Source organism: Pyxidicoccus caerfyrddinensis, from assembly GCF_010894405.1.
Classification (GTDB): domain Bacteria; phylum Myxococcota; class Myxococcia; order Myxococcales; family Myxococcaceae; genus Myxococcus; species Myxococcus caerfyrddinensis.
On record NZ_JAAIYA010000007.1, the window covers coordinates 243,384 to 264,839 of the forward strand.

Annotated in this window: 19 protein-coding genes; all 19 read right to left on the bottom strand. The window is 68.8% G+C overall.

Annotated features, from left to right (window positions below):
* Window positions 1-3: 3 nt before the first annotated feature.
* Window positions 4-948 carry an ExeA family protein gene (locus G4D86_RS18810; protein WP_163995353.1) on the bottom strand — a complete coding sequence of 315 codons (945 nt, stop codon included), beginning with the start codon at window positions 946-948 and terminating at the stop codon, window positions 4-6.
* A gap of 24 nt (window positions 949-972) precedes the next feature.
* Window positions 973-4,092: a type IV pili formation protein SgmX gene (gene sgmX / locus G4D86_RS18815; protein ID WP_163995354.1), complete on the bottom strand. Its 3,120-nt coding sequence runs from the start codon at window positions 4,090-4,092 to the stop codon at window positions 973-975.
* A 189-nt stretch (window positions 4,093-4,281) separates the two neighbouring features.
* The gene (gene accC, locus G4D86_RS18820) at window positions 4,282-5,667 is read right to left on the bottom strand and encodes an acetyl-CoA carboxylase biotin carboxylase subunit (protein ID WP_163995355.1); all 1,386 of its coding nucleotides are present in this window, start codon (window positions 5,665-5,667) and stop codon (window positions 4,282-4,284) included.
* A 77-nt stretch (window positions 5,668-5,744) separates the two neighbouring features.
* Entirely contained in the window at window positions 5,745-6,329 is a 585-nt protein-coding gene (accB, locus tag G4D86_RS18825) for an acetyl-CoA carboxylase biotin carboxyl carrier protein (RefSeq protein WP_163995356.1), read from the bottom strand.
* Between the two features lie 41 nt (window positions 6,330-6,370).
* Entirely contained in the window at window positions 6,371-6,949 is a 579-nt protein-coding gene (gene efp / locus G4D86_RS18830) for an elongation factor P (RefSeq protein WP_163995357.1), read from the bottom strand.
* A gap of 136 nt (window positions 6,950-7,085) precedes the next feature.
* On the bottom strand, window positions 7,086-7,448 hold the full coding sequence (locus G4D86_RS18835) for a roadblock/LC7 domain-containing protein (protein ID WP_163995358.1): 363 nt from the start codon (window positions 7,446-7,448) through the stop codon (window positions 7,086-7,088).
* 48 nt (window positions 7,449-7,496) lie between these two features.
* Entirely contained in the window at window positions 7,497-8,180 is a 684-nt protein-coding gene (locus G4D86_RS18840; RefSeq protein ID WP_163995359.1) for a hypothetical protein, read from the bottom strand.
* A 36-nt stretch (window positions 8,181-8,216) separates the two neighbouring features.
* A complete protein-coding gene (locus G4D86_RS18845) occupies window positions 8,217-11,015 on the bottom strand; it encodes a type IV pilus secretin PilQ (protein WP_163995360.1) in 2,799 nt (932 codons plus the stop codon).
* Window positions 11,016-11,072: 57 nt separating this feature from the next.
* The gene (locus tag G4D86_RS18850; protein ID WP_205519631.1) at window positions 11,073-11,636 is read right to left on the bottom strand and encodes a pilus assembly protein PilP; all 564 of its coding nucleotides are present in this window, start codon (window positions 11,634-11,636) and stop codon (window positions 11,073-11,075) included.
* Window positions 11,637-11,679: 43 nt separating this feature from the next.
* On the bottom strand, window positions 11,680-12,279 hold the full coding sequence (locus G4D86_RS18855; protein ID WP_163995362.1) for a type IV pilus inner membrane component PilO: 600 nt from the start codon (window positions 12,277-12,279) through the stop codon (window positions 11,680-11,682).
* Between the two features lie 13 nt (window positions 12,280-12,292).
* Window positions 12,293-12,976: a PilN domain-containing protein gene (locus G4D86_RS18860; RefSeq protein ID WP_163995363.1), complete on the bottom strand. Its 684-nt coding sequence runs from the start codon at window positions 12,974-12,976 to the stop codon at window positions 12,293-12,295.
* Window positions 12,977-13,004: 28 nt separating this feature from the next.
* Complete coding sequence (pilM, locus tag G4D86_RS18865) at window positions 13,005-14,087, bottom strand: type IV pilus assembly protein PilM (protein ID WP_205519632.1); 1,083 nt, start codon at window positions 14,085-14,087, stop codon at window positions 13,005-13,007.
* A 220-nt stretch (window positions 14,088-14,307) separates the two neighbouring features.
* Complete coding sequence (locus tag G4D86_RS18870; protein ID WP_163995364.1) at window positions 14,308-15,747, bottom strand: sigma-54-dependent transcriptional regulator; 1,440 nt, start codon at window positions 15,745-15,747, stop codon at window positions 14,308-14,310.
* A 75-nt stretch (window positions 15,748-15,822) separates the two neighbouring features.
* Window positions 15,823-16,944, bottom strand: a complete 1,122-nt coding sequence (locus G4D86_RS18875) for a sensor histidine kinase (RefSeq protein WP_163995365.1) — start codon at window positions 16,942-16,944, stop codon at window positions 15,823-15,825.
* Window positions 16,941-17,978, bottom strand: a complete 1,038-nt coding sequence (locus tag G4D86_RS18880) for a prepilin peptidase (RefSeq protein WP_163995366.1) — start codon at window positions 17,976-17,978, stop codon at window positions 16,941-16,943. Before G4D86_RS18880 ends, G4D86_RS18875 begins: the two co-directional genes overlap by 4 nt.
* A 26-nt stretch (window positions 17,979-18,004) precedes the next feature.
* Window positions 18,005-18,772 carry an ABC transporter permease gene (locus G4D86_RS18885; RefSeq protein WP_163995367.1) on the bottom strand — a complete coding sequence of 256 codons (768 nt, stop codon included), beginning with the start codon at window positions 18,770-18,772 and terminating at the stop codon, window positions 18,005-18,007.
* Window positions 18,772-19,779: an ABC transporter ATP-binding protein gene (locus G4D86_RS18890; RefSeq protein WP_420821861.1), complete on the bottom strand. Its 1,008-nt coding sequence runs from the start codon at window positions 19,777-19,779 to the stop codon at window positions 18,772-18,774. Before G4D86_RS18890 ends, G4D86_RS18885 begins: the two co-directional genes overlap by 1 nt.
* Window positions 19,776-20,687 carry an ABC transporter gene (locus G4D86_RS18895; protein ID WP_240360334.1) on the bottom strand — a complete coding sequence of 304 codons (912 nt, stop codon included), beginning with the start codon at window positions 20,685-20,687 and terminating at the stop codon, window positions 19,776-19,778. The genes G4D86_RS18890 and G4D86_RS18895 overlap by 4 nt, the downstream gene beginning before the upstream one ends.
* A 90-nt stretch (window positions 20,688-20,777) precedes the next feature.
* Window positions 20,778-21,419, bottom strand: a complete 642-nt coding sequence (pilA, locus tag G4D86_RS18900; RefSeq protein ID WP_163995369.1) for a type IV pilin protein PilA — start codon at window positions 21,417-21,419, stop codon at window positions 20,778-20,780.
* Window positions 21,420-21,456: the final 37 nt, after the last annotated feature.

Consider the following 21,456-nt stretch of genomic DNA (forward strand, 5'->3'; position numbering starts at 1 on the left):
CCCCTACAGCTTACCCAGCCCTTCGAGGTAGCGGTCGATCTCCGCCAGGTCCACCTTGCTGTTCGCCGTCCGGGGCAGCGCCGTGACGGAAGCACCCGCTCGCTCGCCTGCCCCACTGGCGGGCGTGTTCACGCCCTGCAGGCCCAGGTTCTTCCCGATGCGGTGCACCAGCTCCCCGGAGACGGTCTCCTGCCGCGCGAGGAAGGCCTCGAAGAGGGCGTTGTCGCACAGGGTGTTGATGACGCGGGGCGAACCCGACGAGTGCTCGTGCACCGCGAGCAGCGCCTCCGGAGAGAAGGGCATGCGCGGGCACCCGGCGAGCCGCAGGCGGTGCTTGACGTACGCCTCCGTGGACTCGGCGGTGAAGGGCTCCAGCTTGTAGCGCATGGCCACCCGCTGCGCGAGCGGCGGGTCCAGCTTCAGGTTCTTCTCAATCTCGGGCAGGCCGAAGAAGACGAAGGAGATGAGCTTGCGCTCCGGCACTTCCAGGTTCAGCAGTCCCCGGAACTCCTCCATCAGCTCCCGCGTCTCCAGCATCTGCGCCTCGTCGATGAGGACGACGGCCTTCTTGCCGGACTCATAGATTTGCAGGAGGCGCTGGTAGAGCTGCGACAGGAGCGCGAGCTTCTCCTGCGCGGGGTTCTCCACGCCCAGCTGCAGGGCGATGCGCCTCAGCAGCCAGTTGGCGGTGATGCCGGAGTGGATGATGACCAGCAGCGCGGCCTCGTACTCGGACTCGGGCAGCGAGTCGAGCATGCGGCGCGCCAGCGTCGTCTTCCCCGCGCCGATGTCCCCGATGAGGATGGACAGGCCCTTCATGTAGCTCACCGCGTGCATCAGCCGGGTGAGCGCCTGCGAGTGCTGCGCGGAGTTGTAATAGAAGCGACTCACCGGAGCGTTGGAGAAGGGCTCCTGGGTCAGCTCGAAGAAGTCGAGGTAGGTCGTCATGGGCTCGCCGGACCTCGGGGGTGACTACAGGTAGCCGACCTTGCGCGCCTTGGACGCGCCAGCCGCCGGCATCGGGGTGGGCGCCACGGCCGCCGCGGGAGCGGGGGTGCCGTTCGCCTTCGCTCCATTGCCCGCGTGCGACGGCAGCGGGTCGTCCTCCGGCTCCACCGAGGCAGCCAGCCGGTTCATCTGCGACGACACGTCGCGGTACTTCGCGTCCACCGCGGAGACACGCTGGTAGTGGTACAGCGCCTTGCCCGGCTCGCCCAGCGCCTCGTAGGCCGCCGCCAGCTCGAAGCCGAGCGCCTTCGTCTGCTCCGCCGTGGCCTGCGCGCTGGACAGGCCCTCGCGGAAGACCTCCACCGCCGCCGCGGCGTCACCGCGCAGCAGCTGCAGCATCCCCATCATGGTGATGCAGTCCAGCTCGCGCTTCGTCCCCGCGCTGCCCTGACGGGCCACGTCGAACTCGTGGAGCGCGTCGTCGAGCAGGCCCATTTCCTTGTAGGCGATGCCCAGGTCGTAGTGCGTGTCCACGTCCTCGGGCTTCACCACCTTGGCGAGGCCCTTCTTGAACTCGGAGAACACCTCCTCCACCGAGTACTGGAAGTCCTCCTCCACCGGCGCGGCGGCCGGGGAGTCGTCGCCCAGGTTGTCGATTTCGCCGGCCAGCTCCGCCGCCAGGTCGAACGCGTCGCGCTCGCCTTCCGCGTCGAGCACGGGCTGCACGTGCGGCACGGACACCGGCTCCGCGGGGGCCTCCTCGGCCTCCACGCCACCGCCGGCCTCGAGCGCCTCCAGCCGCGCCATCAGCTCGCTGGCGCGTGCGTGGCCCGGGAAGGCAATCATCACCGTCTCGAGGATTTCCCGCGCCTCCTCCAGCAGGCCCTGGTCGAGGAAGAAGGACGCCTCGTCGCACTCCTCCGCCGCCGGCTCCTCCTCCTCGGGCACGGCCTCGGCTTCCGCCTCGGGCGCATCCTCCAGCGCCGGCTCCGAGACGGCCTCGGCTTCCGCCTCGGGCTCGTCCGCGAGCGCGGGGATGGCGTGCGAGGCGGTGGGCTCCTCGTAGTCCAGCGGGTCGCCCAGCGCCGTCGCCGTGACTTCGGCCTCGTCCTCCTCCAGCATGGACGGGTCCAGCGCGGCGATGCCCACGCGCGTGGGCATGTCCTCCATGTCCAGCGGAGGCGGCTCCGCGAAGGCCTCGTCCGCCAGCGCCTCGTCCTCCTCCAGCGCGGGCAGCTGCCGGGTCTGCGGCACGGCCTCCTGGAGCAGCGCCCGCGTGGGCGCGCGAATCATGGTGGGCGGCGGGTCGTCCTCGTCCCCGAGCGACAGCGCCTCCATGGACGTGGCCGTGGCCTCGCCCCCCAGCGACTCGTCCTCGAGCGAGTAGCTCGACGTCGCGCCCAGGTCGTCATCCGGGGCGACGAGCGGCTCGTCGTCCACGAGCGACATGCCGGGCTCGTCGGTCAGCACCAGCCCGTCGTCCTCGGCCACCAGCGTCTCGTCCGAGTACGCCGCCGCCGCCAGGTCCTCCGGCGCGGGCGTGCCGTACATGTCGTGCTCGCTGGAGACGGCCTCGCCGACGAGCGCCTCCTCGCTGACGACGGCGGAGTCACCGTCGTCGTCGATGACCTCGTCGGAGTCGCTCGAGGGCAGCGTGGTCAGCGCCAGCTCGTCCCCGGGCGGGTGCAGCAGCGCGTCTTCCGGCGGAGGGGCGACGAGAATCTCGTCATCGCTGGAGTCGACGAGGATGGCGTCCTCACCCACCGACTCCACCACCGCCACCGACGGAGCCGCCGCCACCGGGCCGTCCGTGCGCAGCACCGACAGGAACGCGGGCACCTCCGGATGCGCCGGGTTCTCGTTGAGGATGGTGGCCAGGTACGGCTGCGCGCGCTGCACGTCCGCGGCGCGCGTGCACAGCCGCAGCACGTTGAGCAGCTGCTCGGACGCCTGCGCCGCGTTCCCCGAGGCGACGTAGATTTGATACGCCTTCTCGTGCGCGTCCAGGTTCTCCGGGTCGACCGTGAAGACCTTGCGCAGGTGCTCCAGCGCTTTGTCGTGGAGCCCGTACTTGACGTAGACGTCCGTCTCGGTGAGCAGCTTGGCCAGCTGCTCCCGGTTCATGCCCGACGCGGGCGGCGGCGCCACCGGGGCGGGCGTGGGCTGCGGCGCGGGCGTGGCCGCCTGCGGCGCGGCGCGCGGCGAAGGCGTGGGCTGCGGGGCCGCCGCGACAGGCTGGTGCTCCACGGGCGCCGAGGCGGGCGCGCGGCGCGCCTGCAGATCCGGATCCTCGGGGTCCAGCACCTCAATCTGCGTCCAGACGGCCTCGGCCTCGGTGAGCCGGCCGCGCTCCTGGTGGATCTTCGCCAGCTCCTTGTAGACGGACACCGTCTTGGAGGTCTGCCCCAGCCCCTGGAACGCCTGGGCGAGCAGCGTGAGCGTCTCCACGTCCCGGCCGTCCGCCTTGAAGCACACCTGCAGCTTCGCGAGCGCGCGCTTCTGGTCGCCGCGCTGCAGGTAGGAGACGGCCAGCTCCTTGGCCAGCGGCAGGTTCTCCGGCTCCAGCGTGGACAGCCGCTCCGCCACACGGAGCCAGTCTTCCGCGCGGGCATTGCGCTTGAGGTACTCGGCGGCGCGCTTGAACTCCTGCGCGGCCTCGCGCGTCATGTTCTCCCGCGCGTACAGCTCCGCCAGCTTGATCTTCGACGCCACGTTCTCCGGGTCGAGATCCACCATCTTCTTCAAGGTATCGAGCGACGCCTTGGTGTCGCCGGCCTTGTCGTAGTGGTTGGCGACAATCTGGAAGTACGCCATCGCCTCGGACATCAGCCCGAGCTGCTGGTGGAGCTCCGCCAGCTTGAGGTTCACCTCCAGCAGGTTCGGATTGAGCTTGAGGACCTGCTTGTAGAGGGCGACGGCCTTGAGGAAGAAGCCGTCGGAGGAGTAGCTCTCCGCGACCTTGGTGAAGAAGTGCGCCGCCTGGGCGTTGTCGTTCTTCTTCTGGTACAGCTCCCCCATCTTCTGGAGGACCCGGATGTCCTTCGGGTCGACCTCCAGGACCTTCTGGTACTCCTTGATGGCCTTGTCGTAGGCGCCCTTCGCGACCAGCTTCGCGGCGGCTTCGATGATCTTGTTCTTGTCCATCGAGCGGTGGGCTTCCAACAGGCCGAAACCCCTTGAACTTCGCGGGTTTCCATCCTCAGTGGTGGGGAGTGTCGGAGGCTAACGGAAAGCTCCGACGCGGGTCAAGAAACAGCCCGGCTCCCCCCGGTGCCAGATCACCTGCTCGCGCGGCCCCCCGACAGGCAGGAGGCCGTAGTAGGTGGACGTGCGCTACGGCGTCTCTTCAACGGCCTTCTTCAGCCGGCGGGTGCCCGTCTCGCTCGCCAGGAGGCGCTCCACGAAGCGGGTGTCGTAATGGCCTTCCTGGAAGGACTCCTCCGCCAGCGCGGCCCGGTGGAAGGGGATGTTGGTGCGGATGCCCTCCACCACGTACTCGCCCAGCGCGCGCTGCATGCGGCGGATGGCCGTCTCGCGGTCCTCGGCGTGGACGATGAGCTTGGCCAGCAGGCTGTCGTAGTACGGCAGCACCGTGTAGTTCTCGTAGGCCGCCGAGTCCACCCGCACGCCGTAGCCGCCCGGCACGCTGTAGCCGGTAATCTTCCCCGGCCAGGGGGCGAAGGTGATCGGGTCCTCCGCGTTGACGCGGCATTCAATCGCGTGGCCGCGAATCTGGATGTCCTCCTGCTTGAAGCGCAGGGGGTGGCCGTAGGCCATGCGGATCTGCTCGCGCACCAGGTCGATGCCCGTGACGAGCTCCGTCACCGGGTGCTCCACCTGGATGCGCGTGTTCATCTCCATGAAGTAGAAGTCGCCGCGCTCGTCCAGGAGGTACTCGATGGTGCCCACGTTGTTGTAGGCGAGCTTCTTCATCGCCTGCACGGACACCTCGCCCATCTTCCGCCGCAGCTCCGGCGTGAGCGCGGGCGACGGGCTCTCCTCGATGAGCTTCTGGTGCCGGCGCTGCACCGAGCACTCACGCTCATTGAGGTGGATGATGTTGCCGTGCTCGTCCGCCACAATCTGGATTTCGATGTGGCGCGGCTTCTCCACGTACCGCTCGATGTAGAGGTCGCCGTTGGCGAAGGACGCCACGGCCTCCGCCTGCGCGGTGGAGAACGCCTGGGCCAGCGCGCCCGGCTCGCGGACGATCTTCATCCCCTTGCCGCCACCACCGGCGGCCGCCTTGAGGATGACGGGGAAGCCAATCTCCCGGGCAAAGGCCTCCGCCTCACGCGGGTCCTTCACCGTGCTGGGGCTGCCGGGCAGCAGCGGCAGGCCCGCCTCGCGCGCCGCCGCGCGGGCACGGACCTTGTTGCCCATCAGCCGCAGCATCTCCGGCCGCGGGCCGATGAAGCGAATCTTGCAGTTCTCGCACACCTCCGCGAACTCGGCGTTCTCCGACAGGAAGCCGTAGCCCGGGTGGATGGCGTCCGCGCGGGTGATTTCGGCCGCGGAGAGCAGCTGCGGGATGTTGAGGTAGCTCTCCTTGGACGACGGCGGGCCAATGCACACCGCCTCGTCGGCGAAGCGCACGTGCAGCGCGTTGGCGTCCGCCGTGGAGTGCACCGCCACGGTGGCAATGCCCAGCTCGCGGCAGGCGCGGATGACCCGCAGGGCAATCTCCCCGCGGTTGGCGATCAGCACCTTCTTGAACACGTGGGTGTCTCCCCGTCAGGGGCCGGGCCTGGGGCGCGCGCCGCTCGCACAGGACGCGAGAGCGGCGCGCCAGGCGCTCAGGCCGGCTCGATACGGAACAGCGCCTGGCCGAACTCCACCGGGCGGCCGTTCTCCACGAGGATTTCCGCCACGCGGCCGGACACCTCGGACTCGATTTCGTTCATCAGCTTCATTGCTTCGATGATGCAGAGCACCTGGCCCTTCTTCACCACCGAGCCCACATCGACGAAGGCGGGCTGGTCGGGCGCCGGCGTCCGGTAGAACGTGCCCACGAAGGGGCTCGTCACCTGGTGGCCGGGCTTCTCCGCTGCCGGCACGGGAGCCGCCGCCACGGCGGGAGCCGGTGCGGGCGCGGTAGGCCGGGAGGCAGTGGGGGTGGTGTACTCCACGCCCGGACCCACGGGAGCCGAAGCCGGCGCCGCGTGGTGGACGATGGTGGTCTCCGGTGCGTGGCCGCGGCGGATGAAGAGCTTCTCCTCGCCGCGCTTCCACACCAGCCTCGTCACGTCCGAGGCCTCGAGGATTTCGACGATCTGCCGCAGGGCATCCACGTCCAGGGACGTGTTGCCTGAATCGCGCGCGCCACCGGTCGGCGCGCTCGCGGGCGCGTCCGCCCGGGTCGACTTGCGCTTCGTTGCCATTCTCGCGTTCCCCTCCGTCCGAAGTCGCCGTGCGCGGCGGGCTAGCCGCCGGTGGCCACGCGCGTCAGGTACTTGCCGTCACGCGTGTCGATCTTGAGCACGTCGCCCTCGTTGATGAAGAGCGGGACGCTGACGGTGTAGCCCGTCTCCAGCTTGGCGGGCTTGAGCGCGCCGGACACCGTGTCACCCCGCACGCCCGGGTCGCATTCGGTGACCTTCAGGTCCACCGAGTTGGGCATGTTCACGGCGATGGCCTTGCCGTTCCAGAAGACCACCCCGACGGTGATGTTCTCCTTCAGGAAGTTCTTTGCATCTCCGAGCACCTTCTCACCGAGGAAGGTCTGCTCGTAGTTGCGGGTGTCCATGAAGTAGAAGTCCTCGCCCTGGACATACAGGAACTGCATGTCCTTCTCCTCGATGTCCGGCACGCCCACCTTGTCGCCGGACTTGAGGGTGGGCTCCAGGACGCGCCCGGAGAGGAGGCTGCGAATCTTGGTGCGCACGAAGGCGGAGCCCTTGCCGGGCTTCACGTGCTGGAAGTACTCGATTACGAACGGCTCACCGTCAATTTCGATCTTCAGACCATTGCGGAACTCGGACGTATCGACAAACCCGGCCATGGGGAGCCACTCCTTCACACTCAAAGCTTCGAAAGCTTGAAAAGTCGGGGGTGTGTAGCCCATGCCCCCCTTCCATGGGAAGGGGAAAGGAGCGACCGGTTCTGTCGTCCGGACGACTGCCTGACAGGGCGCGCGGCTAGAGCTCGGCGCGCACCTTGGGGGCCGTCACACGCAGCACGTAGCGGCCCTTGCCGAAGTTGCCGTCCGCGCGCAGGGCGAGCACCAGGAAGTACTCCGGTGACACCAGCCGCATCACGGTCAGCACCTTCTCACTGTTGACGCTGACCTCGCTCACCGCGCCCGTCTTGAGGACTTCCGCGGCATGGCGGAGCTGGGTGAGGAGGTTGGCGTACTCCACCCAGGCGCCGCCCAGGTCCAGCTCCGCGGCCTCGTCCCGCTGGAAGGTGTCGACGGAGATGCCGTCGAAGCCCATCACGCTGCAGGCGAGGGCTCCGTCCACCTGGTTGACCACCGACTCGAGGTGCGTGCGGAAGGACATGGTCTTGGGCTCTTAGGAGGCGGGCGGCGGCCGGTCAAGCGCGATGGCTCAAGGAGTCGTCGGGATGTCTTCGCACACGGGCACGACGTTGTTCAGACCGCGCTGGTCGCAGGGCTCGGTCGGCGCCGCGAACCGCTTGCCCGGCCCGCAGACGCCGGCCTCGAGGCTGGCGGCGGGGACGTTGTAGACGGTGACGGGGAAGACGATTTCGTTGGAGTCCAGCTCGTCGCCCGAGGCGCGCTCGCCCTTGAGCTGCACGGTGACGAGGACTTCAGCGGACTCCCCGACCCCCACGAAGTCCTTCACGTCCTGGAAGGTCTCCGCCGTGAACAGGTTGATCAGGAGGTTGCCCTCGTCGGTCAGCGTTCCGTAGATGGGGACGCTGGAGCTGGAGTCGGTGAAGGTCAGGCCCGCCGTCGGCGACGAGTAGCTCAACACGAGGTGGGTGATGTAGATGGTGTTGAGGTCCTCGTCGGCGCCCACCGGCTGCTCCCCCACTTCAAGGGGGATGCTCTGCAGGTTGGAGGTGACGGCCAGCACCAGCGGGTAGCCCCCCACCGGGAAGCCCAGGTTGACGGTGCCCCGGAGGAGCCCGGTTCCGGTAGCCGTCGTGATGTTGCAATTCGCAGCCTGCGCGGAGGCGCTTCCAATCTGGAGGGAGGGCGTGCTTTCGACACAGGCGCTCATACCAAGCGCCAGCAGGGCCGAGATGACCGAGTGCTTCATCTTCATAGGGCGAACGCTTTCCTGGAGAGGCCGCACAAGCCCTTAGAGGCTCTGCGCAATGGTCTGCCGGTTGAGGATGCGGGGCGTGATGAAGATGAGCAGCTCCTGCCGGTCATCCCGCTCCGTGTGGTTCTTGAACAGCAAGCCCAACACCGGGATGCTCGACAGGAACGGAACCCGCGAGGTGGAGGTGCTGCCACGACGGACATAGATGCCGCCGATGACGGTGGTGTCGCCGTCCTTGACCAACACCTGCGTGTTCGCCTCCTTGCGCTGGATGGAGGGCTGACCATTGGCGCCCGTGCTGCCCGGGTCCGGCTGGTTGTTGGAGGCGTTGATGGACATCAGGACGCTGCCGTCCTGGGTGATGTGCGGCGTCACCTCGAGCGACAGGCGGGCCTCGATGAAGGTGGTGTTCACACCCTGGGCGGACGTCTGGCTGAACGGAATGGACACGCCCTGGCTGATGCGGGCGGTGTTGTTGTCCAGCGTCGTCACCTTGGGCGCGGAGATGGTCTTCACCGTGCCCTCGTTCTCCGCCGCGGACAGCCGCAGGTTGAGCTGCAGCGCTCCGCCCGCGGAGCCGAACACGAAGCCCAGCGCGCCACCGGCGCCCTCACCCACCGAGGCCGGCAGGTTGACCGCGAAGTTCGGCGTGGAGGGCAGGCCGTTGCCGCCCGTGCCCGGCGAGCCACCGGTGACAGCCACCGAGTTGGGGAAGATGAGGCCGGTGGAGTTGCCGGCCGCCGCGGTCGCGAGTGCCTGGCCACCCCACTGCACGCCCAGCTGGCGGCTGAAGGTGGTGTTGGCCTCCACGATGCGGCTCTCGATGAGCACCTGCGGCGTCTGCGTGTCCAGGCTGCGCACGAGCGCGCGGGCCTTCTCCGTGTTCGAGCGGACGTCCTTGACGATGAGCACGTTGGTGCGCTGATCCACCGTCACCGAGCCGCGCTCGCTGAGCACGTCCTTCACGCGCGAGGCCATGTCGCCGGCCACCGCGTAGTTGACGGGGATGAGGTTGACCAGCAGCTCCTCCAGCTGCTGGAGCGACTTCTTGCGCTCCTGGCGCAGCCGGGCCTCCTCCTCCAGCGTCTTCAGCGGGGCAATGCGGATGATGTTGCCGAACTCCTCCTTGCCCAGCTGCTTCGTGCGCAGGATGAGGTCCAGCGCCTGGTCCCAGGGCACGTTGCGCAGCCGGATGGTGACCTTGCCGCTCACGTCATCCGCCAGCACCACGTTGCGCTTGGAGATCTCCGCGATGACGCGCAGGAGGTTCTGGATGTCGATGTCCTTGAACTCGAAGGAGACGCGCTTGCCGCGGTAGCGGGCCTGCTGCGGCGCGCCCTCGGCGGCGTAGGCGGGCGCCTCGGCGGTGAAGCCCGCGGTGCGCGGCGCCACGGCCACCTGCTCCGTCTTCACGCCCTGCACGTCCAGGCGCCAGGACAGCGTGCCACCGTTCTGCGTCACCTTCTCTTCGATGGCGCCGTCGGCGGCCACCACCACGCGCACCCGGCGGCCCTCGCCCGGCACGCTGAAGGCGCTGACCATCTTCACCGGCGTCTCCAGCGCGCTGGTGTCCAGGCTGCGCTCGAGCTTCTTCGGCAGGCGCGCGTTGTCCAGCGTCAGCACCGCGCTGCGCGGGTCCGGCCGGTCCACCTTCCACGCCGCGGTTCCGGACAGCTTCAGCACCACGCGGCCACCCGCGCCGCTCTCCTCGAAGGAGAGGTCCTTCACCTCGACCGCCGCCGTCGTGGCCGGCGCCGCGGTCGGCTCGGGGGTGGAGCGCAGGGGCTCCACCTCGGTCACCGAGGCCATCATCTCCGTGGGCTCCGGCGCGGGCGCCGCCTTGCGCGCCACCGCACCGCCCAGCACCACCTCCAGGCCCCGGGAGGCCCGGTCCACGCGGTAGGCCGGCATGTTGCCGCGCACGTCCAGCACCAGGCGCACCTTGTCCGAGTGCGCGCCCACGCGCACGTCCTTCAGGGCGCCGCCGCTCACGCGCGGGGCACGGGCCGCGAGGCCCACGCCGTACAGGTCCACCGCGAGCCGCGGCGGGTCCGCCAGCTCCAGCACCTCGTAGCGGGCGATGTCGCCGTCCGCGCGGATGCGCAGGGTGTCGTCGGCGAAGGTCAGGCCGGTGATGCGCTGCGCCGGGTGGGCGACCTCGCGCTCATCGGCCTCGGCCGCCACCACGTTCTCCGGCAGGGCCTGCTTCGCGGCGGGCGCCTCGGGCTTCACGGTCTCCCGCGGGGCCTCGGCCACGACGACGGCGGGCTCGGCCGGCTTCACGGCGGCGACAGCCGCCACGGCCACCGGGGCCTTGATTGCCTCGGGCTCGGCGCGCTTCGCCGGGGTGGGCGCGGACGCGACGGCCGCGGGCGCCTTGACGGCCTCGGGCTCGGCACGCTTCGCCTCGGCGGGAGCAGGCTGGGCGACACCGTCCACGGAGATGACGATGCGGTTGCCGTCGGCGCGGACGTCGTACTGGGACGCCTTGTCCAGCGCCAGCAGCACCCGGCCGACGCTCGCGCGCTCGTCCGAGAACTGCGACGCCACCACGCCCGCCACCGGGCCGGAGCCCTCGTGGTGGCCCTTGATGCCCGTGGCGTCCGCGGACGACAGGTCCACCACCAGCCGCTCCGGTCCGCTCAGGCGGAACACGGTGAAGGTCGGCGGACGGGTGCCGGTGACCACGACCTGGGCCCCGGAACCCGTGCGCGACACATCCAGGTCGCGCAGCGTATTGAGCTCGGCGCCCTGTACCCTGGCGCCCACAAGAATGACGGCCCACGCGGCCGCCAACATCCACTTGCCCCTCGTCACAGCGCTCTTCTCGAGCATGCGTCCCCTCAACAAGTTGGAAGCGGGCGACCGCCCGCGGGAGCGCCTTTGGGGGCGCTACTCCCCGTAGTTCTTGCCCGTCATCATGTTGTAGGCGGGGTCCTGCTTATCGTCGGGCTTGAGCTGCAGCGTCACCGGATTCTTGATGATTTCGCCGTTGCCCGAGAACACCTCGGTCACCGTCACCGAGTCACGGAGGATCTGCGTCACCTTCCCGCCCTGGCGCCCCACGCGGGTGTTGCGCCGCACGATATGGCCGCGACCCACCGGGTCCTCGACCATGGCGATGGGGTTGGCGTCACCCGTCACGACCGCCACCAGCTTGAGCTGGTCCAGGTCGAAGGCGCACAGTGGCTCGTTGCACGAGGTCACCGGGCTGGGCGTGATGGGCCCGATTTCATCCACCGGGCTGCGGAACGGGTCTCGCTTGCCCACCGGGTTGTACGTGTACACGTACGGGACTGCCGCGGGCTCCGCCACCGCGACGGGTGCCGCCTTGGCCGGAGCAGCAGCCGCGGCAACGGGACTTGCCGCTGCCGGAGCCGGCGGCGGCGCGTCGTCGCATGCCGCCAGCGAAAGCGCCAGCGCCGCGGTGGTCATGGTGGCCTTGAACGTCTTCATCCTCAATCCCCTTGTCGCCCTACTTTCCGGGCGGATCAAGTTTCTAGTTCTTCTGAGACCCGTTCTTGGGCTGCTCGACGAAGCGGAACGTCGTGGCCAGGAAGCTGCTCTGGAGGACGACCTTCTCGTTCTTGAGCGCCGGCGAATCGAGCTTGATGTTGTTGACGTTGACGATGCGGCGCATGTTCGCCATCTCCTGAAGGAAGAGGGCGATCTCGTGGTAGTTGCCGCTGACCGTCATCTTCAGGGGGATGCGGGCGAAGAACTCACCACCGCCCACGAACTCCTTGTCCGGCGTCACGCTGGAGATCTCCAGCCCGCTCTTCTTGCCGATGTCGTTGATCTGCGCGAGCAGCTCCTCGATGTCCTTCTTCTCGGGCAGCTCCGTCAGGGCCTCGGCGAGCTTCTGCTCCAGCACGTCCATCTCGCGCCGGCGGTCGTTGAGGTTCTGGGCGATCTCGCTCTTCTCCGCGAGCTCCAGGTCCAGCGTGCGCCGCTCGGAGATGACGATCTTGATGGCGTCCTCGGTGGGCGAGACAGCCATGAAGAAGTTGGCGACGGTCATCAGAATCACTGCGATGGCCAGGCCGCCGAACTTGGTGGCAGGGGGCGCCTTGGCGAACTGATCCAGGTACTTGTCCATGGCGTGGGGCCTTTCAGATGGCGTAGTTGGCCTGCAGCGTGATCTTGAAGTCGACCAGGGCGGGCGCGCCGGGCTGGGCCGCCGCCGCCTTGCTCTGGACCGCGCTGGTCAGGTCGATGTTCTTGAAGAAGGGGGTGACCTGGGTCGCCGGGAACTCCTCGATGGTGGCCTCGGCCGTGAGCAGCTCCACGCGCGCCGTCTTGCTGTCGCGGCGCTGGTCGACGAGGCGGCCCATGCCCTTCGGCGTCCACACCACGCCATTGAGGCCGCGCATGAACTCGGCGACCTCGTCGTGGCTCACCGCGGCGCCGTCAATGGCGACCGCGTTGTTGGACTCGTTGAAGGTCTTCAGCCAGACCTTCTTCGGGGTGGCGGACGCGAGCGCGTCCAGCATGCGCACCGGCCCGTTGCGCCCCTTGCGCAGCGAGTCCAGCACGGCCAGCTTCTTCTCCACCTCGGCCTTGCGGGCGTTGATGTTCTTCACCTCGCCGATGACCTTCTCCAGCTCGGCGATCTTCGCGCGCGTCTGGGTGATGCCCTGACGGTGGCGTGTGAGCTCGTCGTCCCGGTCCGCGTACCAGAAGTAATTGCCAACGCCCGCGCCCACCAGCACGAGGGCGAAGAGGACCAGCACCTGCCGGCCCATCTCCCGCTTCTTCACCGCCCGGACGGGCAGCAGGTTGATGCGAATCATCATGTGCGTCGTCTCCTAAGGGGTGGACCGGTCAGGCAATCTTGTCGCCCGGGCGCCGGAGCGCCAATCCCACGGCCACCGCTGCCATGGGCGCCACGTCCATGATGAACGCGGGGTCGAACTTGCGGTTGTCCACTTCAATCTTGCGGAAGGGATTGAGGATCTCCACCGGCACGCCCGTGCGCGCTTCGATGGTCTTGAACAGCGCGGGAATCTTCGCCGTCCCGCCCGACAGGTACACCTTGCTGAAGTTCGAGTCGGCGGCGGTGCCCGCGTAGAAGTCCAGCGAACGCTGGATTTCACCCGCCACCTGCTCGGCGACGCTGGAGAGCACGCGCTCGACTTCCTGGGGCACCACGGCGTCCGCGTCCGAGCTGTTGCCGCCAATCTTCAGCGCTTCCGCCTCCTCGTAGGAGACGTTGAGCTGCTTCTGGATTTCTTCGGTGAACTGGTTGCCACCGATGGTGACGTCGCGGGTGAACACCGTCACGCCGTTGGCGATGATGTTGATGTTCACCACCGAGGCGCCCGCGTTGATGAGCACCACGGTCTCCTTCTCCGGGAGGTCGTAGTTGACGGAGAACATGTTCTGGACGGCGAAGGCGTCCACGTCCACCACCACCGGCGCGAGGCCCGCCTCGGAGACCACGGTGGTGTAGTCGTTGATCATGTCCTTCTTGGCGGCCACCAGCAGCACGTCCATCTGCCCGGTGGCGTCGTTGCCGCCGCCGTCGAGGATCTGCGTGTCGATGTTCACGTCCTTCACATCGAACGGGATGTACTGCTCCGCCTCCCACTGGATGCTCTCCTCGAGCTCGTCCTGGGACATGCGGGGCATTTGAATCTTCTTGATGATGACCGAGTGGCCGGACACGCCGATGGCGACGTCCTTGCCCTTCACCTTCAGCTCGGACATCAGCTCCTGCACGGCCTGGACGATGGCCGTGGAGTTCATCAGCGCCCCGTCGACGATGGCCTCCGGCGGCAGCGGCTTCATCCCGAAGCTCTGCAACGCGAAGACGACCTCGCCGCGCTTGCGCTGCTCCTTGAGGAGAATCATCTTGATGGACGTCGAACCGATGTCCAGGCCGAGTGCCAGTTTGCCCTTCGCCATGCTTGACTCCGTCGAGAGGCGGCCAGCGTAACACTGGCCGTCAACCCCTCCTAAAAAGTGCCTGGAGCCCGCCTGCCCTCCGGACGGACGGAAGCCGCGCACCAGTCCTGCGTCGGGCCCCTCAACACCGTCGCGAAGGCCCGATTTTCCGGCCCCGGGCGTGTTCCGTCAAATGCAGGCAGGCAGGCGATGTCCGGGGAGAGGCCACGCCCCAGGCCCTTCAGCCCCGCTCCGCCTCGGCGTCCGGGTCGATGCCGTACTCCTTGATCTTGTACAGCAACGCACGGTGGCTGATGTCCAGCAGCTCCGACGCGCGGGTGCGGTTGCCCTTCGTCTTGCGCAGGGCCGCCCGGATGTAGGACTCCTCTAGGTCACGGATGGCGCGCTTGAGCGACAGGTCCGTACCTGCCTGTAGCGCGGCGCCCGCCGACGCACCCGCGGGCCCCGACGCCGTGCCCGTGGGTCCGGGTGGGGGCGCGGCCCACAGCTTGTCGGGCAGATTGGACGGAAGGATGAGGGGTGTGTCCGCCAGCAACACGGCGCGCTCCATGGCGTTCTCCAGCTCGCGCACGTTGCCGGGCCAGGCGTACGCGGCCAGGAGGGCCTCGGCGTCCGGGGAGAGCCCCTCGACGGGCGGCTCGCGGTTCAGCTCGCGGTTGAAGCGGGAGATGAAGGCGCGCGCCAGCAGCGGCACGTCCTCGCGGCGCTCGCGCAAGGGCGGCATCCGGAGATTGACGACGTTGAGGCGGTAGTAGAGGTCCTCGCGGAACTCGCCCTTCTCCACCAGCTTGCCCAGATCCCGCAGCGTGGCGGCCACCACGCGCACGTCCACCTTCTCCACCCGGCTCTCCCCCACCGGACGGATTTCCCCCTCCTGGAGCACGCGCAACAGCTTCACCTGGGCGGACAGCGGCAGCTCGCCCACCTCGTCCAGGAAGAGGGTGCCGCCGTCGGCCTCGGCGAAGAGGCCGCGCTTGGCGGAGCGCGCGTCGGTGAAGGCGCCCTTGGCGTGGCCGAACAGCTCGCTCTCGATGAGGCCAGAGGCGATGGCGCCGCAGTTGACGGCGACGAAGGCCATGGCGGCGCGGCGGCTGCGCGAGTGCAGCTCGCGGGCGATGAGCTCCTTGCCGGTGCCGCTCTCCCCGCTGATGAGCACCGTGGTGTCCACCGGGGCCAGGCGCGCCACCTGCCGGAGCACCGCGTGCAGCGCGGCGCTCCCGCCGAGGATGTGGCCGTCCGGCGCGGAAGGAAGGCTGGCCTCCTTCAGCCGGCGGTTCTCCCGCACCAGCCGCTCGCGCTCCTCCGCCTTGCGGAGGACGAAGACGATTTCCTCCGGCTTGAAGGGCTTCTGGACGTAGTCGAACGCACCGGCGGAGACGGCCTCCAGCGCCTGCTCCTGCGAGCCGTAGGCACTCATCACCACGGCGGTGAGGCCCGGGTGCAGGGCGAGTGCCTCGCGCAGCACGGTGAGGCCGTCCTTCTTCGGCATCCGCACGTCGCACAGCAGCACGTCGTAGTCGCGCGCGGCCAGCTCGCGCAGGGCCTCGTCGCCGTCCGCCACCGCGCGCACGTCATAGCCGCGGTCGGTGAGCACCAGCGTGAGGATGTGGCGGATGGAGGGCTCGTCGTCGGCGACGAGGATGGTGCGGAACAAGGACATGGCCGTCTCCGGGGCATCATCCCCCAGCGCGACGGGGGCCGATAGCTCCTGGCCGGTAGGGGGGCCCTTTTCCCCTCACGGGGCAGGCAGGGACACGGTGAAGCGAGCGCCGCCTTCCGGGGCATTCTCCGCCAGCAGCCGCCCGCCCATCACCTGCGCGAGGCGCAAGGACACCGCCAGCCCCAGCCCGGTGCCCTCCCGGCCCTTGGTGGTGAAGAAGGGCTCGAACAGGCGGGGCATGACGTCCGCGGGGATGCCCGGCCCCATGTCCTCCACCACCAGCCGCGCTTCGTCCCCTTCGCGGTGCGTGCGGACGCGCACGCTCCCCTGCCCTCCCATGGCCTGCGCGGCGTTGAGCAGCAGGTTGATGACAATCTGGGACAGCGGCCCCGGGTCCGCCCGGGCGAGCAGCCCCGGCTCCAGCGCCAGCTCCACATGCACGCCGGTCAGCTCCGGCGCGGCACGCACCAGCCGCACGCACGTCTCCACCACCGTGCCCAGCTCCACCGGCCCCAGCGAGGCAGCCCCGGGGCGCCCCAAATCCAGCAGCCCGCGGATGATGCGGTCGATGCGCTGCACCTCGTGGTCGATGCGCTCCAGGAAGTCCTTCAGCTCCGGCGTGGTGGCCTTCATCCGGGCCAGCGCCACGTAGCCCAGGATGCCCGACAGCGGGTTGCCCACCTCGTGCGCCACGCCCGCGGCCAGCCGGCCCACCGTGGCCAGCCGCTCCGAGGACACCAGCTCCGTCTGCGCGCGCGCCAGCCGGGCGTTGGCCTCGCGCAGGGACGCCATCTGCGAGCGCGTGAGGGATTGCTCCGTGCGCAGCGCCTCCGCCATGCGCTGCAGCGCGCGCTGGATGCGCGACATCAGCGGGCCGCCCTGGGTGGGCACCAGGTGCGGGTCCAGCTCCAGCCGGCCGAACTGCTCCACCACCGCCTCCGTGCTGCGCAGCGGGCGGCCCACCGTCAGGTCCAGCACCACGTACGCCAGCACCGTGAGCACCACCAGGTCCAGCCCGAGCGCCAGCGGCAGCAGCGCCTTCACCCGCCCCAGCGCCTCCGCATCCGCGCTGCCGTGCGGCGCCAGCCGGCGCACCGCGTCCATCAACCGGATCAGGAGCGGCTGCACGGACAGCCAGGTGAGCCCCGTGGACAGCGAGCCCAGCAGGAAGGCCACGCTGGCGATGCGCCACTTCATCCGCCGCCCAGCATCATCGCGATGTCCGGAGGCAGCACCCGCGCCAGCCAGGGGCCCAGCAGCAGCAATTCCAGCCCCGCCAGCGCCAGCCACGGGCCGAAGGGAATGCTGGTGCGGTCCGGCACCCAGTCCTCCTCCTGCCCCTCCTCGTCCAGCGGCGCGTCGGGGATGGGCTGGAACAGCAGGCAGAACGGCACCAGCACGAGCCGCTTCCACAGGGGAAGTCCGGGCCGGGTGAAGTCCCAGGTCATCGTGAGCGGAGGCCCGTCTCCTGACGCTTCGTCCGCGGACGGCTCGTCACCGGACGGCTTCACTGGGGCCGGCGGCTCCTCGGTGCGCGGCCCGGCCCGGCCCGTCAGGGCCAGCATCAGGATGCCCACCACCGCGCCCTGCATCGAGGCGAAGAGGAGGATGCCGAGCAGCGCGCGCCAGGACAGGAACGCGCCCAGCATGGCGACGAGGTACTTGTCCCCCGCGCCGAGCGCCTCCTTCTTGAAGACCTTCCAGCCCACGTACTCCATCAGCCGGAAGGCCAGGAAGCCCGCCGCCGCGCCAATCACCGCGTCCCAGAAGGCCCCCATGCCCCTTGGCACCGCGAGCGCCACGCCCGCGAGGGTGCCCGACACCGTCATGGACAGCGGGAGAATCCAGTGGTCCAGGTCGATGAAGGTGAGCGGCACCAGCAGCGTGACGAGCACCAGCGCGGGGACCAGCTCATACGTCCAACCGAAGCGGCGCAGGCACGCGAAGTAGAGCAGCCCCGTGAGCAGCTCCACCAGCGGGTAGCGCGCGGAGATGGGGGTGGCGCACCCGCGGCAGCGCGCCCTCAAGGCCAGCCAGGACAGCAGCGGGATGTTCTCGTACCAGGCGAGGACATGGCCGCACTTCGGGCAGCGCGAGCCCGGCCGGACGATGCTCAGGCCCTCCGGGACTCGCGCGATGACGACGTTGAGGAAGCTGCCGATGCACAGCCCGAGCACCAGGAGGAAGAGGGTGAAGATGGGCTCAATCCAGCCTGATGGGAGGGTCGGCATCGCGTGGCCGCGATTCTACAGCGCGCTCAGCGGAAGTCGCGCCGCTCGAACACGAGCGTGGCCAGCACGCAGAACAGCGCGCCCCAGCCCAGCGCAAAGAGCGTGGCCGTGGCGAGCTCGGACGCCGCCACCGGCAGCACGTACGTGGCGCGCGGCCGGAAGTTCAGCCGCTCCAGGTTGGGCAGGGCGTAGTAGGTCGCCTTGCATATCCACGCGACGAGCTCGCTCTTGGACCTCGTGCCCAGGTTGTAGATGTCCGCGCTCAGGTGGCCCGCGAAGTACAGGCCCGTCGTCACCAGCGCGGACACCAGCTGGCTGGCGAAGGTGGACAGCAGGAAGCCGGCACTGGTGAGCACGAACAGCTCCAGGTACAGCCCCCACAACGCGGCCAGCTGCGGCTGGGTGATGGGCGCGAGGTTCAGCACGAGCTGCAGCCAGAACAGCAGCGTCATGGCCACCAGCAGCACGCCCAGGGTGAGCATGTTGCCCGCCAGCCGCGCCAGCAGGAAGCGACTGCGGGACATGGGCTTGGACACCATCAGGAAGATGGTGCGCCGCTCGATTTCGCGGCTGAGCAGCCCCGACGACAGGTAGATGGAGAGGAAGACGAGCAGCAGGCTCATCACCCCCAGGCCGAAGTCCGTCACCACGCGGTCGAACGTGCTGACGGTGACCTCGGTCACCAACGTGGTGGCGAACAGCAGCACCAGCGCGAAGGCGCCCACGAGCACCGTCACCCGGTTGCGCCGCGCCTCGCGGAAGCCGTTCCACGCCATGGCGGTAAAAGCACCCATCACTGAATCTCCCCACCCACGGTCTGTCCACCCGCCTGCTTCATCGCTTCCAGGAAGAGGTCCTCCAGCGAGAAGCGCGCGGGCTGCACCCGGTTGATGCGTCCGCCCCGGTTGATGATGGCCTGGAGCAGGGGGTGCGCATCCGCGTCCGGCACCCGCAGCATCACCCGGCCGTCCAGCTGCTGGGCCTGCTCGTACACGAAGCCCAGCGACTGGAGCTGCTCCAGCGGCAGTCCCTGCACCACCATCTCCACCGAGGGCGCCCGTGCCGAGACGAGCTCCTGCACGCTGCCCTCCTGCACCCGCCGCCCCCCCACCAGCACCGCCACCCGGTCGCACAGGGCCTCCACGTCCGAGATGATGTGCGTGCAGAAGAGGATGGTCGTCCCCTTCTCGCGCTCGGCGAGGATGATGTCGCGCATCTGCCGGCGGCCCAGCGGGTCCAGGCCGGAGGTGGGCTCGTCCAGCACCAGCAGGCGGGGCCCGCTGATGAGGGCCTGGGCCAGCGCCGTGCGCTGCACCATGCCCTTGGAGTAGCGGCGGATCTGCAGGTCCGACGCGCGTCCCATGCCCACCTCGCCCAGCACACGCTCCACGCGCTGGTCCAGGTCATGCCCGCTCAGCCCGAAGATGCGCCCCGCCAGCGTCACGAACTCGCGCCCGGTGAGGTACTCGTAGAGCGAGGGGTTCTCCGGCAGGAAGCCCACCTGCCGCCGCACGTGCGGGCGGTCCGGGGACTCACCGAAGAGCAGCGCCTGCCCCTGGGACGCGCGCACCAGCCCCATGAGGAGCTTGATGGTGGTGGACTTGCCCGCCCCGTTGGGACCGAGCAACCCGTAGACCTGCCCCGACATGATGTCCAGGTCCAGGCCCTGCAGCGCCTTCACCTGCTTGTTGAGGAAGAAGCCCACCCGGTACGTCTTGGACAGGCCGCGGATGCGAACCGGCGCGCTGCCCTCGGACACGAGGGGCTCCGCCGGAGCCGCCATCATCGAAGCCGCCGTCATCGTGCATCCTCCGACTCGCCGAACACGATGCCACCGGCGGCAAGGTCTTCCTTCAGTTCCTTCTTCTTGGTGTCGTCGTACATCTCCAACCTGTACAGGCCCGACGTGGAGCGCGCGCGCCCCCGCCGGTCGATGAAGAACTGGCCCTCCAGTGGGTCTTCGGGCGGGGCCTTCAGATAGCCCGTGCGCACCAACTCCGGCACGGTGCGCGGGCGCTGGCCGCGGTCCTTCGCGAAGGACTCGATGGCGTGGTCAATCTCCGTGAGCACCCGCTCACGGAGGATTTCCTTGATGCGGTACTCATAGAAGGCCCGCGACTCTTCGTCCTCGGCGCTGTCGCGCAGCATCTCCGCCATGCGCAGGCCGGAGTCGAAGCTGCCGGCCTGGGCGTACAGGCGCGTGGCGAGATGGGCCACGTAGGGCGGCGTGTCCGGGAACTTCGAGAGGGCCGTGAGCAGCTCCGCCGCGCCCTTGTAGTCCCGATCGTACGTCATCTTGTTGTACGCGAGCTGGAACAGGAAACGGCGGTCGTCCGGGAACACGGACAACCCCTTGCTGAGCAGCCGGGAGGACAAATCCGTGTTCACCCACTGCTCGCGCCCCAGGTTGAAGGGCGTGGCGACGCCCCCCCACTCGTAGACGTAGCGGAACTTCGGGTCGAGGTCGGTCGCCAGGTCCGCGTAGAAGAAGACGTCGCGGTACTCGGTGTCCGTATTGGCGCGGCCCATCTGCTGGATGGCCTGCAGCCAGTAGAAGTCCGCCAGCAGCGGCTTCTGCGCGGCCCCCAGCACCTCGAGCATCTCCCGCCGGGGCAGGATGGGGCCGTCCTTCGTTCTCAAGGGCTTGGCCGGCTTGTCCGCCATCAGGGCGATTGAGCAGACAGCCAGGCACAGCACGACAATCCGCATGAGCATCCTGGAACTCTGAAAAGGCGAAGGGCCGCCCTCCGGAAGGAAGGCGGCCCGAAGAACAGTGGTCGGGCCACCGTTCATTCCATATCAGTCGCAGGCGACGTCGTTGCGCGTGTTGTACGGGGTGCCGGAGGAGACGTTGCCTTCCTCGGAGCAGCCGCCCACGATGCCGTGACCCTCGAAGCCGGCGATCACCCAGTCATCGAAAGTGGGCTCGTTGTCCGCGTTGCCCTGCGCACCCGCGAAGAAGTTGCAGTTGGGGCAGGTCGCCACGTCCGGCTGCACGCCGAAGATCTTGGTGGCGTTCGCGGTATCCGGGGCGTAGTTGGCCACGGAGGGGGCCGGAATCGAGGTGGTGCCCTTGAAGCGGAACACGTCGAAGGAGATGCTCGACACGCCCTGGCCCGCGGGGTTGGTGATGGTGGCGAGGGAGCGGTCCTCGTTCGCACCGTTCAGGCCGACGAGGTAGCCGTAGCGATTGCCGCGCTCGGGCGCGAAGCCGAGCTCGTTGGCGAACATCGAGTAGCGGTCCTTCTCGGAGAAGAACGACTTCTGCGCGGTGTACAGGGCCTTGAGGTTGGTCTTCGCCTCGGACTGCTTGGAGCGCGCCTGGAACTTGAGGAAGTTCGGGATGGCGATGGCGGCCAGGATTCCGATGATGGCGACCACGATCATGAGCTCGATGAGCGTGAAGCCACGGTTGCGGGGGTTGAAGCGGGAGACGCGCATTGGGGGTCCTCGGGGAGGTTTTGGCAAGGGCACTGCG

What these genes read in the sequence shown, in the direction of transcription:
- G4D86_RS18810 (WP_163995353.1), bottom strand. Translation starts at nt 948, where the DNA reads ATGACGACCTACCTCGACTTCTTCGAGCTGACCCAGGAGCCCTTCTCC.
- sgmX (WP_163995354.1), bottom strand. Translation starts at nt 4,092, where the DNA reads ATGGACAAGAACAAGATCATCGAAGCCGCCGCGAAGCTGGTCGCGAAG.
- accB (WP_163995356.1), bottom strand. Translation starts at nt 6,329, where the DNA reads ATGGCAACGAAGCGCAAGTCGACCCGGGCGGACGCGCCCGCGAGCGCG.
- efp (WP_163995357.1), bottom strand. Translation starts at nt 6,949, where the DNA reads ATGGCCGGGTTTGTCGATACGTCCGAGTTCCGCAATGGTCTGAAGATC.
- G4D86_RS18835 (WP_163995358.1), bottom strand. Translation starts at nt 7,448, where the DNA reads ATGTCCTTCCGCACGCACCTCGAGTCGGTGGTCAACCAGGTGGACGGA.
- G4D86_RS18840 (WP_163995359.1), bottom strand. Translation starts at nt 8,180, where the DNA reads ATGAAGATGAAGCACTCGGTCATCTCGGCCCTGCTGGCGCTTGGTATG.
- G4D86_RS18845 (WP_163995360.1), bottom strand. Translation starts at nt 11,015, where the DNA reads ATGCTCGAGAAGAGCGCTGTGACGAGGGGCAAGTGGATGTTGGCGGCC.
- G4D86_RS18850 (WP_205519631.1), bottom strand. Translation starts at nt 11,636, where the DNA reads ATGAAGACGTTCAAGGCCACCATGACCACCGCGGCGCTGGCGCTTTCG.
- G4D86_RS18855 (WP_163995362.1), bottom strand. Translation starts at nt 12,279, where the DNA reads ATGGACAAGTACCTGGATCAGTTCGCCAAGGCGCCCCCTGCCACCAAG.
- G4D86_RS18860 (WP_163995363.1), bottom strand. Translation starts at nt 12,976, where the DNA reads ATGATGATTCGCATCAACCTGCTGCCCGTCCGGGCGGTGAAGAAGCGG.
- pilM (WP_205519632.1), bottom strand. Translation starts at nt 14,087, where the DNA reads ATGGCGAAGGGCAAACTGGCACTCGGCCTGGACATCGGTTCGACGTCC.
- G4D86_RS18870 (WP_163995364.1), bottom strand. Translation starts at nt 15,747, where the DNA reads ATGTCCTTGTTCCGCACCATCCTCGTCGCCGACGACGAGCCCTCCATC.
- G4D86_RS18875 (WP_163995365.1), bottom strand. Translation starts at nt 16,944, where the DNA reads ATGAAGTGGCGCATCGCCAGCGTGGCCTTCCTGCTGGGCTCGCTGTCC.
- G4D86_RS18880 (WP_163995366.1), bottom strand. Translation starts at nt 17,978, where the DNA reads ATGCCGACCCTCCCATCAGGCTGGATTGAGCCCATCTTCACCCTCTTC.
- G4D86_RS18885 (WP_163995367.1), bottom strand. Translation starts at nt 18,772, where the DNA reads ATGGGTGCTTTTACCGCCATGGCGTGGAACGGCTTCCGCGAGGCGCGG.
- G4D86_RS18890 (WP_420821861.1), bottom strand. Translation starts at nt 19,779, where the DNA reads ATGACGGCGGCTTCGATGATGGCGGCTCCGGCGGAGCCCCTCGTGTCC.
- G4D86_RS18895 (WP_240360334.1), bottom strand. Translation starts at nt 20,687, where the DNA reads ATGCGGATTGTCGTGCTGTGCCTGGCTGTCTGCTCAATCGCCCTGATG.
- pilA (WP_163995369.1), bottom strand. Translation starts at nt 21,419, where the DNA reads ATGCGCGTCTCCCGCTTCAACCCCCGCAACCGTGGCTTCACGCTCATC.